This window comes from Leucobacter sp. NPDC058333, from assembly GCF_042726155.1.
Classification (GTDB): domain Bacteria; phylum Actinomycetota; class Actinomycetes; order Actinomycetales; family Microbacteriaceae; genus Leucobacter.
In genome coordinates this window covers 577,805-593,779 of record NZ_JBHXHV010000001.1, presented here as the reverse complement: position 1 = coordinate 593,779, position 15,975 = coordinate 577,805, and the positions used below count along the sequence as shown (strand labels likewise).

The window sequence follows — 15,975 nt, the reverse complement described above, 5'->3', positions numbered from 1 at the left end:
CCTATTCAGGTGGCCCGCCCCGAACTTTCTGCCGAGCAGCTCGCCGTCTATGAACGGATCGAGCACACTCGCGAGCACCTGTTCATCACGGGTCGTGCGGGCACGGGCAAGTCGACGATCCTGAATCACCTGTCGTGGAACACCAGCAAGATCATCGCGGTCTGTGCCCCGACCGGCGTCGCGGCGTTGAATGTGGGCGGGCAGACGATTCACTCGCTACTGCGACTCCCCACGGGAATCATCGCGGATCACGACCTCGATCAGCCCGCCGAGCTCAAGAAAATGCTCGCCGCGATCGACACCCTCGTGATCGACGAGATCTCGATGGTCTCGGCGGATCTGATGGACGCCATCGATCGGTCACTGCGTCTCGCCCGCGGCAAGAAGCACGACCCGTTTGGCGGCGCGCAGATCATTATGTTCGGCGATCCGTATCAGCTGCCGCCGGTGCCGCCGCGCGACCCGCATGAGCGGGCCTATTTCGCTGACACGTACCGCTCGCTGTGGTTTTTCGACGCGAACGTCTGGACATCGACTCCGCTCTCCACCATCGAACTCATTGAGGTGCACCGGCAGCGCGACGATCGCTTCAAGCAGATCTTGGGCGCGGTGCGTCACGGAGTCGTAGCCGAGGATCAGGCGAACGAGTTGAACGCCGCCGGCGCGCGCCCCGCTCCCCGCGACGTCATCACGCTCGCGACAACGAACGCCACCGTCAACCGGCTCAATGCTCAACGGCTTGCCGAAATTCAGGGATCCTCGCTGCGCGCCGTCGCCGAGATCAATGGTGAGTTTCGCGAGAACACGTACCCAGCCGACGAGGTGCTCGAACTGAAACCGGGTGCGCAGGTGATGTTTCTGCGCAACGACTCCGATGGACGCTGGGTGAACGGCACCATCGGCACGGTGTCGCGCGTCGATGGGACGGTCTGGGTCGAGGTTGATCGCGAGGAGTTCGAGGTCGAGCCCATGGTTTGGGAGCGGTACCGCTATCGGTACGACGCAGAGACAAAGAAGCTCGAGAAAGAGGTCGTCGCTGAGTTCGAGCAGTTCCCCCTGCGACTCGCGTGGGCAGTCACGGTGCACAAGTCACAGGGACACACGTACGACGCCGCCGTCGTCGATCTGGGGCCGCGCGCGTTCAGCGCCGGTCAGACCTACGTCGCGCTGAGCCGTGTGCGTTCGCTCGACGGCCTCTACCTCCAGCGCCCGCTCCAGCCCCGCGACGTGATCGTAGACCCGAACGTAGTGAGATTTATGCAGGGACGCGAAGAACAGGCGTAGCCTGTTCGCTCGTCACTGGTGCCGCCACAGCGGCAGCCCACAGAGCGAAGCGCGGGGCGAGGGACGCGAAGAACAGGCGTAGCCTGTTCGCTCGTCACTGGTGCCGCCACAGCGGCAGCCCACAGAGCGAAGCGCGGGCGCTACGCCGCGAGCTTTGCCTGGCCGAGGTCGCGGAACACCGCCGTGTTGAATGCGTACGCGGTGCGCACCTCGTCGAGCATGCGTGCGCGCTCGGCCTCATCAAGACGAGTGCCAAGCACATCGAGCGCGGCCCGGTACTGGTTCTTAAACTCGGCCAGATCCCCAAGCTCAGTGAAGTCGTAGAATTCCACGCCCGCGCTAGGCAGGTCGTGCTGCTTCGCCACGCGCTTCGCGATGTACTGACCACCCGACAGGTCGCCAAGATAGCGCGTGTAGTGGTGCGCGACGACGCCAGCTACCCAGCCCTCGGCGGCAACCTCGCTGATACGGGCGGCGTAGGCGGCAGTCGCGGGTGCGGCAACGATCCGCTCACGCCAGTCAGCGCCGATGAGGTGCGCAAGGTCAGCCTCGAGAGCGGGGAGCCGCACGAGCGCGGGCGCGTGGAAACCGGAGAAGTCGGGGTCGCTTGCGACCCGATCCGCCGCTGCTTCGAGCGCCTCGTACATGAAAAAGTGCTGGGCGACGAGGTCGATGTAGTCCTGCAGCGAACCCTTGCCGCGCATGATGTCTTCCATGAACGTCGCGCCCTCGCTGTCGGAGTGATCCGACCACGAGCTCTCACGAATGACCACCGAGAACGGGCGGTCTTCGGTGCCTTGCGCGGCGTCGGACTGCGCGGCGTCGGCCTGCTTGCCGTGCGCGTGGGCGTGAGCGCCGTGTTCGCCGTGCGGTGCTGTTGTTGCTGCTGTTGGCGCCTGGTGTTCCTCGCGAGCTGGGACACCCAGTTTCGCGCAGGCTGCCTGATACAGCTCGACGACCGCGCTGCGGATCTGCGGGCGCTCAGAGATCGGACCGTTTGGCCACGACACTGACAGCTCGTGCTCACCCGCGGGGTCAGTCACGCGCCACTGACCAGCGGCGTCAGTGACGCCAACCATCGTGCTCTCCGTTGCCTCGGGATACCCGAAAGCCTGGGCGATCAGGAGATTATCGCCAGCATGGTCACCGTTCATGTGCCGGGTCACACCCGAGATCACGTCATCCGCAAAAATCGTCACCGCTCTAGTCTAGTAAGGGTTGCCTCACTTTACTTCATCTGTCGGCCATCTTCTCAGTTGCACACAGTAGACTCCCGGTGTTCTGTGTCCGTTTCACCTCCGAGATTGGCGGCTGAATTTGATTCCGCGCTTTGCTCCTCGCACCCGCCTGCTGGTTGTTGGGGCCCTTGTCGCTGCGACCCTCGGGTTGACAGCGTGCTCCGGCGGAGGTTCGACGGGCAGTAACGCCGACGTCAACACCGTCGACGCTGGCCTCGCGAACAGCATCGACGACGCGGTCGCCACAGCGATGAAGCAGAGCGGCTCGACCGAAGCGGTCGTCGGCGTGTGGGGTAACGACGGGAGCGAGTACCTGCGCGGATACGGCGACAGCGGCATCGATGGATCTGCACGCATTCGCGGCGCTCAGGCGACGCAGCCGGTGATGTGCGCGCTGGTGCTCGACCTCGCGGCTGATGGCACAATCAAGCTCGATGGCAAGGTCTCTGACGACCTCACGCGCCAGTCAGATATCGAAGACGTCACGTACCGTCAGCTGTGCGAGATGCGCTCCGGAATCGCTGATTACAAGGGCGCGTACAACGATATTTTCGCGAATAACCCGACTCGACCCTGGGCCGAGCAGGAACTCATCGCACAGGGCCTCTCGAAGTCGCCCGAGTCGTGGCCCGGGCTCGACTTTCACCAGTCGGATACGAACGCCGTGCTGCTCGCGCGTGCACTGAAAGTGAAGACCGGCGAAGAGATTCCCGACCTGCTGAACGAGCACGTCTTCTCGGATGCCAAGATGGGCTCAAGCTACTTCCCGAGCATGGACAGCACGACGGTGTCGGGCACAACACTCGCGGGGTTGGCTTACCCGTCGAGTGGCGGAAAGGCCGTGTGCGACGCGGAGCCCATGAAGATCGCAGAGGTTTCGCCGTCGATGCTGGGTGGCGCTGGCGCAACAGTGACCACCGCCACCGACCTCAAGAACTTCTACGACAGCTACCTCGGCGGCACGTTCGGTGGCAAGAACGCCGACGTCGTCACGAAGACGGCCCCGGTAGCAAACCCGGAACGCGACGAAAATGGTGAGCCGACCTCCGAGGTGTCGGAAGACGGCCGTCAGTGGGGCTTCGGCGTCGAGAAGGAGGGCCCGCTGTACGGTCGCTCCGGCGCGATCACGGGCACCATCACCGCCGCCTACTCCGATCCTGACAGTGGCTTCTCAGTGGTCGTGTCGCTGAACAACTCGTCGGCCGGCGCGAAGTTTGCGAAAGCGCTCGCCTACCAGCTCGCCTCGCTCGCGCAGGCTCAGGGTGTCGCCCCCGAGCTCGGCTGGACCGCAGACGACCAGGCCGCCAAGCTGGCGAAGTTCGCCGTCTGCCAGTAGCCGGCCCGGCCCCTCCCCGGCTCCCGGGCTCCCGGGCTCCTCCCCGGCTCCCGGGCCAGGCCCTCTCGGCTCCTTTGGAGGCGACGAAAACTCCGCCTCTCAGCGCGTTTTAGGCGGAGTTTCTGTCGCCGCGGGGGTGGGCTGAGGCGGGCGAGGCGGTCATCTCTGCTACGGTAGATGGGTCGGGATCGCAGTGATCCTCACGCGGGGATGTAGTTCAATGGTAGAACTTCAGCTTCCCAAGCTGATAGCGCGGGTTCGATTCCCGTCATCCCCTCTGAACGGGCCTTTTCCTCCACGAGAAGGCCCGTTCTTTGTTTCCCAAGACAGCCTTGGGCTGCGTCGCGTGCTACCTGGGCCTTCGAACGTACGCAAATGGCGCCAGTTCTCCCTGATTCGGGCAGTATGCGTACGCTCGCCAGCACGGCTTGGGATTCAGGCGCAAGGGGTGTCACCTCGCACCGCACACACATACGATGTGTTCCATGAGGAACTTATGGACAGTCGTCGTTATTCTTCTCGTGATCTGGGCGATCCTTTCGGTCATTGGATTTGTCTTCAAGGGACTGCTCTGGCTCGCGGTCATCGGGATCATTCTCTTCCTCGGAACGCTGATCGTCGGCACGATCAAGGGGCGCATCAAGAAGCCCTGATCACGGGCTCATCCACCTTGCTCTGCGGGAGGAGGCGACAGAAACTCCGCCTAAAACGCCGTCTTAAGCGGAGTTTTTGTCACCTCCAGAGGGCGCTAGCGGCGGGCGGCAGCGCGAGCACTAGGGTGGGCGCATGAAGAATCGCGTCGCGGGGTTACTTGTTGCAGCCGTTGTCGGCCTGATTTCGGTCGGCGTGAGCGGTTGCGCCGCGAAGACGGAAACCATTGGGTTTACGCAGTCCGAGGTGACCGTCACGCAGGGCGAAGAGCTCGTTATCGACTTCGGCGAGGTCAACCACTCGGTGGGATCAGAGTGGGTGGTCGTCGCGCAGCCCGACCCCGCCGTCCTGGGCCCGGCCGATGCGCAGTCCGAGTATCTCGGAGAGAAGGGCAGCGTCGGCGGCCCGAGTCATTTGACGTACCATTTTGCCGCGGTCGGGTCCGGGATGACGAAGATTCAGTTCGAGTATCAGTTTCGGGGCGCCGTTCCCGACGACCCGGCCGAGCAGAAAACGTCAACGATCGCGGTCACTGTGGAGGCGCCGTAGCCTCGGGGAACCGTAGCGCCGCATCCGCGCAATTGAGACGAGGCAGACGACCCGTCGAAACGGTGTTGATTCCGCGCTGAATCTGCGGTGAAGTGGCGTTGAGCCACCGAAGAGGCACCATCGGGCCGCAACACGCACAATAATCGCCGCGACAATGTGACGGAATGGGCCCGCACCTTGTACCTTGTCAGTATGGATACGACAAGCTTCCAGCGCCTTCCCCAGAGCATTCAGCAGGTTGTGCTCGACGGACTCGACAACGAGGTGCAGGCCGGGCTCGAAAAACTCGACACCGCCAAGAAGAATGGGTCGCTCACTTCCGAGCAGACCGCAGCGCTCGAGGGCGACATTCGTCGTGCTGCCGAACTGCGCAACCGGTTCTCGCCAGCCTAAGCGCTCAGCACCCGCACTACCCGGCGAACAGCATCTCCGGCAACGCACCTTCGTGGCGCAGCAGCCGCTCTTTAATGTCAACGCCAAACAGGTACCCGCCGAGTCCACCGTCCGTGCGCACGATGCGGTGACACGGCACCACGAGGGCGACGAGGTTGTTCGCGCACCCTGACGCCGCGGCCCGCACCGCTGACGCCCGCCCCGCGAGGCCGGCAAGCTCGGTGTACGTCACCGCGCGTCCGGCATCGACGCGACGCAGGGCACGCCACACCTCACCTCGAAACGGCGTCTCGGGTTGCCGCACGGCCAATGCGTCGATCGCGTCAAGCTGCCCGCCAGCGTAGGCGCGCAGCGCATCCGCGACAGGTCCATCGCCGCCCTGCACGGACTCGGCGACACCGCGCGCAGCCGCGTCCGCATCGATGCGGAACAGCCGCTCCGCCAGCGAGTCCGCGTCGGGGTCGGCATCGGTCGCGAACCCAGCGGCGCGAATCGCGCCATCCTCCGGCGACCAGATCGCATGGAACGGGGCGCCAACGATATCGACGACCGTGCGATTCAGCGGTGCCAAGTCCGGAGCCAAATTCGAAGTCATAATGCTCCCTTTCGTGCAGTGGTTTCAAGAAAGTCTGCCCAGAGATGCTGCGTGGCATACCCGCGGTACGGGCGCCACGGCGCGGCAATCTGCTCGCCCTGCTTCGGGGCCGGATCGCCGAGCGCGCGGCGCAGGATCAGGTCGCCCGCCGGGTACGCGTCCGGATCCCCCAGCGCTCGCATCGCAATAATCTCGACCGTCCACGGCCCGATTCCGCGGATGTCGGCGAGCTCGGCACGCGTGCGGGCGCGATCCGCCCCCGACCCCAAATCGAGGCCCGCCTCGATCGCCAGCGCGAGCGCGCGCAGTGTTTCGGAGCGACTGCCGGTGATCCGTAAGATTTCGCGCAGCTCGGCCGCCGGCAGCGCAGCGACCGCCGACACGTCGAGCACACCGTGGAACCCCGGCGCGACCGCTGATGGCGCGACCGGCATCGTCGCGAACCGCTCTGCGAGCCTGCCCTGCAGCGTGCGCGCCGCCGCAAGCGATACCTGCTGCCCGAGCACCGTGCCAAGCGCTGATTCTCGCGGCTCGCGTGCCGCGGGCAATCGGAGGCCCGGGCGGCCCTGTACGAGCGGCGCGAGACGAGGATCGAAACTCAGCGCCTCCGCGATCTGGCCGGGGTCGGCATCGAGATCGAGCATGCGGCGCACGGTGCGAATCGCGGGCATGGCGTCGGCAAGCCTGGGCAGCGTGATCGAGACGGGTACGCCGATCGCGGCACCCGCTAGGGCCCGCTCCCCGGACGAGAGCGACCCGTTCCGTTCGCCGCCCGGCACCTCTGGCCAGTGCACACGCGCTACAGCGGTGCCTCCGGCGACATCAATCGCGTGCTCGGTCGTGCCGTCGGCGTGAATCACGTCTCGGCCCGGCACGGCGTGCGCGACGAGCGACGCGTGTAGGGCCGCCCCGTCGAACGGCGCGCGGGTGCGCAGCCGCAGCGACAGCGTCGGGCGCTCGTCAGACACCGGCCCCAACGCGTCATGGCTCGCGGCGGAAGTTGGGGAAGCAAGCGATGCAGCTCGCGCACGCCGAGACAATTGTGACGGCGCGACGCCGAACTCCTCGCGCATCGTGTCGCCGAACTGTCGCACGCTGCCGAATCCGGCGGCAAACGCAATGTCGGCGAGCGACAGATCGGTTTCGTCGATCAGAGCGCGAGCCGCGTGAGCCCGCCGCGTGCGAGCGAGCTGCAGCGGACCGGCGCCAACCTCGTCGATCAGCATGCGCCGCAGGTGCCGCTCGCTGACCGCGAGCTCTTGCGCGAGCCCACTCACCCCGACCGCGTCAATCGCTCCATCGCGAATGCGCCGCACGGCCCGCGCCACGAGGTCACCGCGCGCATCCCAATCACGCGTTCCGGGCACGGCTTCGGGGCGGCACCGTTTGCACGCGCGGAAGCCCGCGGCGACACACGCGGCGGCGCTCGGAAAGAAGCGGCAATTCGCGGGCGTCGGCTTTCTCGCCGGGCACGACGGACGGCAGTAAATACCGGTGCTTGTCACGCCGAGATAGATGCGCCCGTCCCAGCGCGCATCCCGCCCCGAGGCGGCTCGGTAGCACGCGTCGAAGTCGAGCGGGAGGGCGGGGGTCGTAGTGGGCACGTGACTATTCTCGCGGGCGGTGGCTGTGGACACACGCGGAAATCGGACATCGCGGTGTCCACGCGAGACGCGGTCAGCGCACGCGAAGAGACCAGTTCGTCTGCCGGAAGCCGATGGCATCAACCGATACGCTCGACACCATGAAAGACGTATCCGGGCGCGAAGCGCTGCTGCGGGCGACGGTCGTTGTTGTCGCGTCCGGCGGCCTGCGCGCGCTCACGTATCGCGCCGTTGCCGCCGAAGCCGGCGTCTCCCACGGGCTCGTGCGCCACCATTTCGGTACGCGCGATCAACTCGTCGCGGAAGCCATGGAGTATGCCATCGACGAGAGCCTCCGAGGCTCGAACATGGTCGAGGAGGGGCTGACGGCCGACACATTTGCCGCTGGAATTGAATCCCTCGCCGATCGCGAGAGCGGCACGCAGGCCTTTCAGTACGAGTTGCTGCTCGAATCGCGGCGTCGCCCCGAACTGCGCCCGCTCGCCGAACGCCACTATCTCGCGTACCGCGAGGCGATTTCGCGCCAACTCGCGCGGCTCGGGGTCGATGATGCCGAACTCACCGAACTGATCTGGTTCACCCTCGACGGCATCGTCTTTAAGCAACTCGTGCTCCCCGAAAGCGTAGAACCCGCGCTTGCACGCGTTCGCGCACTCGTGGCACAGGCCCAGACGCAGCACTGAGCACGGCAGCCTGGCGATCCGGCACCGCTGGCGTGAAATTACGCCCTTGACTATCCATATGGATAGTCCTAGGCTGACGCTACCGAATCGGATCCCGGCAAGCGGACCCGACCGGCGTCGCCGCCGGGAACGATCGAAGGGACACACCGACGTGCCGCAGACCTCAGAGGCATCCGCCAGCGATACCCGCATTGACTTCCTGTACCTCAGCGAACCCGACATGATTCGCGCCGGCGTCACCGACATGCCCGCGTGCGTCGACACGATGGCAGACATGCTCGGCCTCTTCGCCGCTGGCGACTACCGGATGGCGGGCACCGAGAACAATTCGCACGGCGCACAGATCTTCTTTCCCGAGGAAGAGACGTTCCCCGGCATGCCGGTCGACGGCCCCGACCGTCGCTTCATGGCGATGCCCGCCTATCTCGGTGGTGACTACCAGACCGCCGGCTGCAAATGGTACGGCTCGAACGTCGCGAACAAAGAGCGCGGATTGCCACGCTCGATCCTGATGTTCACACTCAGCGACAAAGACACGGGCGCCCCGCTCGCCATCATGTCGGCCAACCTCCTGAGCGCGTACCGCACGGGCGCGATCCCCGGCGTCGGCGCACGCTACCTCGCTCGCGAAGACGCACGCGTGGTCGGGATCGTCGGCCCGGGCCCGATGAATCGCACCTCGCTCGAATCGTTTCTCGCCGTGCGCCCCGGCATCGACACCGTACGCGTCTTCGGGCGCAGCCAGGGCGGCATCGACACGTTCATCACCTGGGCGGCCGAGCGCTTCCCGCAGCTCACGATCGAGCAGGTCGACAGCTTCGAGAACGCGGTGCGCGGATCCGACATCGTCAGCATCGCCGTGCCGAGCAAGGCCGGATCAGAGCACTACCCGCTCGTGCGCGACGAGTGGGTGAAGCCCGGCGCGTTCATCTGCTGCTCGGCGCACCTCGCCGTCGAGGAATCGCTCGTGCAGCGCTCTCGACACGTCGCCGACGCCCGCAAGATCTACCAAGCCTGGGCCGAAGAACTCCCCGAGCCAGCCCACGAGATCGTGGGCATCTGGGGCATTCATCTCGTCGACCGGGTGCGCGAGGGGCGCATGACGCCCGCGCAGTTCGAGGACGTGGGCGAGATCATTCGCGGCGTGACGCCCGGGCGGCAGCACGACGACGAGGTCTTCATCTACTCGGTCGGCGGCATGCCGGTCGAGGATGTCGCCTGGGCGACGCAGGTGTACCGCAACGCGGTACGCGACGGGATCGGCACCAAATTGAACCTCTGGGATACTCCGGCGCTGGCCTAGGTGCTGCGGTCCTCGTGCTCTGGCGCGCGGGTATGCGGTATTCCACACGAACAATTCGAGATTGAGGACTGATGAATCTGCAGCACACCGACGTGATCGTCATCGGAGCCGGCACTGTTGGCTCGATGGCTCTCTGGCAGCTCAGCAAGCGCGAGGGCCTGAAGGTCGTCGGCATCGAGCAGTACGGACGCGTGCACTCGCACGGTTCCTACGCAGGAGAGTCGCGCGTCTTCCGCACCGCGGTGCACGAGGGCGGCACCTACGTTGGCATGATTCAGCGCTCGCGGGCACTGTGGCGTGAACTCGAGCGGGAGTCGGGCCGCGATATCTACGCGGAGGTGGGGTGCCTGAGCATTGCGCCCGCGGGGTTTCCGGATCTCGCCACGGCGATCGGCACGGTGCAGCAGTTCGGCATTCCGCACCGCCTGCTGAGCACCGAGGATCTGCGCCGCGAGTACCCCCAGCACGCTATCGGCGACGGTGACGTCGGCCTGCTCGACGAGCACGGCGGCGGGCTGCGACCCGAGGTCGCCGTGATGGCCGCACTCGATCTGGCCGAAGCGAACGGTGCAGAGCTGCACTTCAACACCCCAGTGCTCGAGATCGAAGAGCGCGGCGACGGCGTCGTGGTGCGCACACCCCAGGGCGCCTGGCTGGCGCGAACGGTGGTCGTCGCTTCTGGATCCTGGTCGAGCCGCCTCTCCCCCGAACTCAACGACCTGCTGCGCCTGCAGGTGCTCGGTCTGACGTGGTTCATGCCGCGGCACCCCGAGCAGTTCGTGCCCGAGCGGTTCCCTGCGTTCTTGCGCGACGTCGGGCCGGTGCACTTCTTCGGGGCGCCGAGCTTCGACGGTTACTCGTTCAAGGCGTGCACGAACCCCGAGTGGCCGGTGTTTCGCGATGTCGACGACGTGCCGAAATCGCACACCCGCGCTGAACTCATCAAGATCGGGCAGCGCGCCGCCGAACTCTTCCCCTCGATCAACCCCGAGCCCGTGCGGCAGAGCGTGCACCACTGCGCTTACACGCCCGACCGGCTTCCGGTCGTTGACCGCAACGCGAGCGGACGCGTCGTCACCATCACCGGCCTGTCGGGGCACGGCTTCAAGTTTTCGCCGCAGCTCGGCGAGTGGGCGGCGCAACTTGCCGCGGGCGACGACCTCGACGCGGTGACCGGCTGGGATCCGCGGTTCGCGCTCACCGCACACCTCGACCGACTCAAGGTGACGGGCCCCTACACGGGCGGCGGCCACTAGGCGGGCGGGCGCCGGCGCGCCCCCGCCCTGTCCCCGCTGAACACGAGGGTTAGCGGCGAGCACGAGGGGTTTCCACGCGAAAAAGCCATCGTTCTCGCGGAGAACCCTCGCGTTCGGCGGGGTGTTAGCGCGCTAGCGCGGGCGGAGCGGCGAGTGCTGCTGCACCCAGGCGTACATCGAGACTGCCGCGGCGGCTGACGCGTTGATCGAGCGGGTGGAACCGTACTGGGTGATCTCCACGACCGCCTCAGCCGCCGCGATGGCCTCTGCGGTGAGACCCGGGCCCTCCTGGCCGAAGAGCATGACGCAGCGCTCTGGCCAGTCGAACGTTTCCATCGGCACGCAGCCCGGAACGTTGTCGATTGCGATAATCGGGATTCCTTCGGCACGAGCCCACTCAACGAGTGCGGCTACATTCTCGCGGTGCTCGACGTGTTGGTAGCGATCCGTCACCATTGCGCCCCGCTTGTTCCAACGGCGCCGGCCCACGATGTGCACCGTGTCGGCCGCGAAGGCGTTGGCGCTGCGCACGATCGATCCGATGTTCATGTCGTGCTGCCAATTCTCGATGGCAACGTGGAACGGGTGCCGATGCTCATCGAGATCAGCCACGATCGCGGCCATATTCCAGTATCGGTACCGATCGACCACGTTGCGTGTGTCGCCGTGTTCGAGCAGCTCAGCGTCATAGTGGGGCTCGGTGGGCCACGCGTCTCGTCCGCCCGGCCAGGGCCCCACCCCGGAGGTGGAACGCTCGGGCGTGGGCGTGGTCTCGGGCGCGCTGTCAGTCACCACAAGATTCTCCCACGCTGCGGCGCCCCCGGCGCCCCTCAGCCTGCCTTCCCCCACTCTCCCGCGCGTCGACTCCGATGAGTGGCGGCAACATACACTGCGATAGCGACGGTCATGCCTATAGGCGCTGAAAGGTCAATCACCCCGATCGCACGCGCAAGCGGCCCCGTCCACACGTCGGTGGAGATGAACAGCGCCGCAGCGCAGCCACCGGCCAATACCGCGCTCAGCCCCGCCCACCCATAGCCACCCCGGTACCAAAATGTTGAGCCGCGTCGCTCATCAAATAGATCGTCGCCCTGATAGCGATTGCGCCGCAGCACGATGTCGGTGACGTACACGGCAATCGTCGGCGCCGAAATCACAATCAAGAATTGCAGCATCAGGTTCACGGCGCCTATCAAACTGGTCGAGAGCACGAGCACCACGGTAAAGACCGTGCCGAGCGCACCAATGACGATTGCCGACGGGACTCTCCGAATGGGCACGCCGATGGATTGGAGCGCCATGCTCGCCGTGTACGTCGTCATCGCGTTGAGCGCGACCGTATTCACGATCACGCCGAGCACGAATACGGGGCCCAACCAGGCGGGCAGCATGTCAAACAGCACGTATTCGATACCCTCGGTCATCTCCGCCGAGGAGATTACGGTGCCCAGTAATGCACCGACCGTAATGAACACCAAGCTCGGAAGCGCACCACCCAGCGCCGTCGCCGCGATGATGCTTCGCGGCTCCGTATTCCGTGGCATGTAGCGCGCCAGGTCAGCACTGTTTGAATACGAGAGCGGTGTCGAAGCGAGGATCGCAAAGCCTATCGAGGCGCTCGCCCACAGCGCCGCCCCGGCCACCGGTTCGGGTTGACGATACGCCCAGTCAATGCTTGGTGCGATGTACCCGGTGACGACGAGAAAGATCACGAGGAGCGAAACGGTCACGACTCCGTACGAGCGGAGGATCATGCCGTGCCCGTACACCGCCACGAGCACCGTAACAGAAGCAACGACGACTGACACGATGAGAAGCGCGGCCGTGTGGTCGGGGAATCCCCATCGAACGAGCAATTCCGCCCCCATAAACGATGACGCGACCCAGTTCAGCGCCAAGAACACTCCTGAGATCGCCCAACCGTAGATCGCAATCACGAAGCGATTGCCTCGAATACCGTAGATCGCCCGCTGGATCACGGATCCAGAGGTCCCCGCAGCGGGTCCGCTGATCGCGACGACGCCGGGCAACACCCACAAGATTTGCGCCGCAACGATGATGACGATCGCTTGCCAAATCTCAAGACCGAGCACCAGCGTGAGCGTGGCACCGATCGTGAAGTTCAGCACGCTGATGTTCGGAGCAGCCCAGACGGCAAACAGGTCTCTTGCTCGTCCGTGTCGATCAGCCTCCGGAACGAGATCAATTCCGCGGGTCTCGGGTTGATTCGCGGTGTCTCTCCGCTTCGCAAGAGCTCGTTGGTCGTGCGATTTCGACATCGAAATCCTTTCGTTATAGCGATACACAGGCCTCGGTGCACGGCTCGCACGGCACGCACAGCTCGCACGGCACGCATCAGTCGCTTATTGAATGCATATTCAATAACCTATTATGCGTTCATCCAATACAATTGGCCCCATGCTGTCAAGCAGAGATGTGCCCCGCACTCGAAAATCGCCGTCGCAGCGTCGGGCTGAGATCCTCGGTCAGGCCTCACGCATCGCGCTGGCAGACGGTCTTGAGCGCGTCACCCTCAAGGCAGTCGCCGAGCCGCTCGGCGTGCAGCCGAGTTTGATCCATCACTACTTCACATCTGCCGAGTCGCTCGTCGTTGCTGCGTTCGAACTCGCCATCGCGGGAGAGCCCCGTCAGCTGTTTGCGACGACGGGTACGCCGACCGAGCGTTTGGCCGCGCTGATTACGCACCTAGAAAGCGATAGCGCCTGGGAGCTCGCTCGGCTCTGGATGAATGCGCGGAATCTATCCCGGTTTCGCCCCGAACTTGCCTCTGCGGTCGTGCAGCAGGAAAGCCTCGACCGCCAGGAAATGGTTGCCCTGCTGAACGAGGGCGTTGCGGCCAATGAGTTCACATGCACGGACACCCTTGCCGCCTGCGTCAGAATCTTCATCGCGATCGACGGTCTCGGCGCCTACGCGAATAATCTCGGTAGCTTCACGCACCCCGCCTACACGCACTTCCTTTCCGACGTGACCGCTTGGGCGACGGGCGTCCCAGTCGCACAACTCCGAGCGGGGTAACTTGTGGGGCGTGTCGCGTGGACGACACCCACCACAAGTTACCCCGCTCGCGATGGGCGCGGAGCGGGCCGCGGGGCGGGCGCGGAGCGGGCCGCGGGGCGGGCCGCGGGGCGGGGCGCGGGGAGCGCGCTAATGGTGGGAGAAGGCCGCGTCGAAGGAGGACGTCGGGGGCCGCCAGAGGAGCGCGCGAATGCGGTCGACCGCCTCGGCAGCCCCGTGCAGCCGGTCCATGCCCGCATCCTCCCACTCGATCGAGATCGGACCCGCGTAGCCAATACTGGCGAGCGCGCGAAACGCATCCTCCCAATGAATGTCGCCGTGGCCCGTTGACACAAAGTCCCAACCGCGGCGGGGGTCACCCCAGGGCAGGTGGGATCCGAGAATGCCGGATCGCCCGGTCTGTGGGCGCAGTCGCGTGTCTTTGCAATCGACGTGGCAGATGCGGTCCGCAAAGTCGACGATGAAGCCGATCGGGTCGATGCCCTGCCAGACGAGATGACTCGGATCCCAGTTCAGCCCGAAGGAAGGATGATGGTCAATCGCCTCCAGCGCGCGCACCGTCGTCCAGTAGTCGTACGCGATTTCAGACGGGTGCACCTCGTGGGCATACCGCACGCCCTCCCCCTCGAACACCTCAAGAATCGGCGCCCAGCGCCGCGCGAAGTCTTCGTACCCCTCGTCAATGACCGACTCTGGCACGGGAGGAAACATCGCGACGTACGGCCAGATCTTCGAGCCAGTGAATCCGGTTACGACATCAGCACCCAGTTTGCGCGCGACGCGAGCGGCGCGCTGCATATCGGCCGCCGCGCGCTGGCGCACCCCTTCAGGCTCTCCATCGCCCCAGATGTAAGGCCGCACGATTGCCTGGTGCCTGAAGTCGATCGGATCGTCGCAGACGGCCTGACCGGCGAGGTGGTTGGAGATGGCCCACACCCTGAGGCCGTGCCGGTCGAGAATGTCGAGCCGAGACTGCAAGTAGGCGTCGTCAGCCTCGGCTCGCGCAAGATCAAGGTGATCACCCGACGCAGCGATCTCAAGCCCGTCGTATCCCCACTCCGCCGCGAGTCGCGCAACTTCTTCGAGGGGCAGGTCAGCCCACTGGCCGGTGAACAGTGTGACTGGGTGCGATGCGTCGTGAGTCATGGTGTGCCGCTCCTTCGCAGCTGGAGGTCCGTGAGGAAATCGTAGGTGATGCTTGCAAGCTCGTCTTGCGACTCGGCGAGCGGACGCCAGATGGACGCGGCCGTCGCGATCGTGTCGTTGTCACCGGTGAAGCTCTCAAGAGTGAGCGCACCCGAGTATCCGGCGTCGTCGAGTGCATCGAAAAAGGCGTCCCAGTCGGTGTGGTCGGGCCCGGCGGGCCCGCGATCGTTGCCGCACACCTGCACGACGGCAAGGTGCCGACCGGCGGCGCGTATCGCAGACGCGGGCGATCGCTCCTCAATGTTCAGATGGTAGGCATCGAGCGCGAGCCCGACACCGTTGCCGTCAAGCAGCGGCTCGAGCGCGTCGAGCGCTTGCTCGACCGTGTTGATGAGGCTCGTCTCGTAGCGGTTGAGCGGTTCGATCGCGAGCATCACTCCGCGATCGGCAGCGTACGCCGCGACGGGCCGCAGGGCCTCTCGCAGTCTCGCGACGGCGGCCGATCGCTCGGCTGCGTTCATGCGCCAGACCCTGCCGGTGCGGGCGGTGAAGGGTCCAGCCACGGTGGGCGATCCGACACTGGTTGCGACGTCGACGCAGTGGCGCAGGTACGCCTGCGTCGACGCGCAGAGCGCATCATCGAGCAGGTCGCGGCCCGCGCCCATTGCCCCGACGACTCGCGCACCCATGCCGAGCACCCCGAGCCGCTCAGCGGCAAGCGTCGGCGACCAGTCGCCCGGCGACTCGACGGGCAGTTCGAGCAGTTCGTAGCCGATACCGCGGGCGCGCTTAGCGATCCGCAGCAGCGCATCATCATCGAGTGGGGACGCCCACACCCACGTGTTCACACCGAGTGTCCGGCGCATCGTGCTCCCTTCGTGCGCATTCGAGCGGTGGC

General features: G+C 65.5%; 16 protein-coding genes and 1 tRNA gene. 10 read left to right on the top strand and 7 right to left on the bottom strand.

All coding sequences use genetic code 11. The annotated features are described in order from the left end of the window. Window positions 1-9 precede the first annotated feature (9 nt). Window positions 10-1,284, top strand: coding sequence for an ATP-dependent RecD-like DNA helicase (locus tag ACFWHR_RS02685; protein ID WP_382446725.1), 1,275 nt, complete (start codon window positions 10-12; stop codon window positions 1,282-1,284). A 140-nt stretch (window positions 1,285-1,424) separates the two neighbouring features. Here the strand turns inward: ACFWHR_RS02685 and ACFWHR_RS02680 are convergent, their stop codons facing one another. Next, window positions 1,425-2,483 (bottom strand): biliverdin-producing heme oxygenase, encoded by a 1,059-nt coding sequence (locus ACFWHR_RS02680; RefSeq protein ID WP_382446724.1) that lies wholly within the window; start codon window positions 2,481-2,483, stop codon window positions 1,425-1,427. Between the two features lie 118 nt (window positions 2,484-2,601). Between ACFWHR_RS02680 and ACFWHR_RS02675 the strand changes: the two genes are divergently transcribed. The 5 genes from ACFWHR_RS02675 to ACFWHR_RS02655 all read left to right on the top strand — a co-directional run bounded on the left by ACFWHR_RS02675 (window position 2,602) and on the right by ACFWHR_RS02655 (window position 5,451). Further along, a complete protein-coding gene (locus ACFWHR_RS02675; protein WP_382446723.1) occupies window positions 2,602-3,858 on the top strand; it encodes a serine hydrolase domain-containing protein in 1,257 nt (418 codons plus the stop codon). Window positions 3,859-4,064: 206 nt separating this feature from the next. Next, window positions 4,065-4,135 (top strand) — tRNA-Gly (locus tag ACFWHR_RS02670). A gap of 208 nt (window positions 4,136-4,343) precedes the next feature. Beyond that, window positions 4,344-4,511: a hypothetical protein gene (locus tag ACFWHR_RS02665; RefSeq protein ID WP_382446722.1), complete on the top strand. Its 168-nt coding sequence runs from the start codon at window positions 4,344-4,346 to the stop codon at window positions 4,509-4,511. A 133-nt stretch (window positions 4,512-4,644) separates the two neighbouring features. Further along, window positions 4,645-5,058: a protease inhibitor I42 family protein gene (locus ACFWHR_RS02660; RefSeq protein WP_382446721.1), complete on the top strand. Its 414-nt coding sequence runs from the start codon at window positions 4,645-4,647 to the stop codon at window positions 5,056-5,058. 192 nt (window positions 5,059-5,250) lie between these two features. Further along, window positions 5,251-5,451 carry a hypothetical protein gene (locus ACFWHR_RS02655; RefSeq protein ID WP_382446720.1) on the top strand — a complete coding sequence of 67 codons (201 nt, stop codon included), beginning with the start codon at window positions 5,251-5,253 and terminating at the stop codon, window positions 5,449-5,451. Between the two features lie 16 nt (window positions 5,452-5,467). On the opposite strand, the gene ACFWHR_RS02650 is transcribed toward ACFWHR_RS02655, so the two are convergent. Further along, on the bottom strand, window positions 5,468-6,046 hold the full coding sequence (locus ACFWHR_RS02650) for a methylated-DNA--[protein]-cysteine S-methyltransferase (RefSeq protein ID WP_382446719.1): 579 nt from the start codon (window positions 6,044-6,046) through the stop codon (window positions 5,468-5,470). Further along, window positions 6,043-7,650: a DNA-3-methyladenine glycosylase 2 family protein gene (locus tag ACFWHR_RS02645; protein WP_382446718.1), complete on the bottom strand. Its 1,608-nt coding sequence runs from the start codon at window positions 7,648-7,650 to the stop codon at window positions 6,043-6,045. The genes ACFWHR_RS02650 and ACFWHR_RS02645 overlap by 4 nt, the downstream gene beginning before the upstream one ends. Window positions 7,651-7,790: 140 nt before the next feature. Between ACFWHR_RS02645 and ACFWHR_RS02640 the strand changes: the two genes are divergently transcribed. From ACFWHR_RS02640 to solA, 3 genes are all read left to right on the top strand, one after another. Beyond that, entirely contained in the window at window positions 7,791-8,333 is a 543-nt protein-coding gene (locus tag ACFWHR_RS02640) for a TetR/AcrR family transcriptional regulator (protein WP_382446717.1), read from the top strand. Between the two features lie 151 nt (window positions 8,334-8,484). Continuing rightward, a complete protein-coding gene (locus ACFWHR_RS02635) occupies window positions 8,485-9,636 on the top strand; it encodes a tyramine oxidase subunit B (protein WP_382446716.1) in 1,152 nt (383 codons plus the stop codon). A 71-nt stretch (window positions 9,637-9,707) separates the two neighbouring features. Continuing rightward, entirely contained in the window at window positions 9,708-10,892 is a 1,185-nt protein-coding gene (gene solA, locus ACFWHR_RS02630; protein ID WP_382446715.1) for an N-methyl-L-tryptophan oxidase, read from the top strand. A gap of 132 nt (window positions 10,893-11,024) precedes the next feature. Here solA and ACFWHR_RS02625 read toward each other — a convergent pair whose 3' ends face one another. Continuing rightward, on the bottom strand, window positions 11,025-11,684 hold the full coding sequence (locus ACFWHR_RS02625; protein ID WP_382446714.1) for a TrmH family RNA methyltransferase: 660 nt from the start codon (window positions 11,682-11,684) through the stop codon (window positions 11,025-11,027). A 38-nt stretch (window positions 11,685-11,722) separates the two neighbouring features. Beyond that, window positions 11,723-13,171 carry a purine-cytosine permease family protein gene (locus ACFWHR_RS02620; RefSeq protein WP_382446713.1) on the bottom strand — a complete coding sequence of 483 codons (1,449 nt, stop codon included), beginning with the start codon at window positions 13,169-13,171 and terminating at the stop codon, window positions 11,723-11,725. A 139-nt stretch (window positions 13,172-13,310) separates the two neighbouring features. On the opposite strand from ACFWHR_RS02620, the gene ACFWHR_RS02615 reads away from it, so the two are divergent. After that, entirely contained in the window at window positions 13,311-13,931 is a 621-nt protein-coding gene (locus tag ACFWHR_RS02615; protein ID WP_382446712.1) for a TetR family transcriptional regulator, read from the top strand. A 129-nt stretch (window positions 13,932-14,060) separates the two neighbouring features. On the opposite strand, the gene ACFWHR_RS02610 is transcribed toward ACFWHR_RS02615, so the two are convergent. Beyond that, a complete protein-coding gene (locus tag ACFWHR_RS02610; RefSeq protein WP_382446711.1) occupies window positions 14,061-15,077 on the bottom strand; it encodes a sugar phosphate isomerase/epimerase family protein in 1,017 nt (338 codons plus the stop codon). Beyond that, on the bottom strand, window positions 15,074-15,943 hold the full coding sequence (locus ACFWHR_RS02605; protein WP_382446710.1) for a sugar phosphate isomerase/epimerase family protein: 870 nt from the start codon (window positions 15,941-15,943) through the stop codon (window positions 15,074-15,076). The genes ACFWHR_RS02610 and ACFWHR_RS02605 overlap by 4 nt, the downstream gene beginning before the upstream one ends. Window positions 15,944-15,975 lie beyond the last annotated feature (32 nt).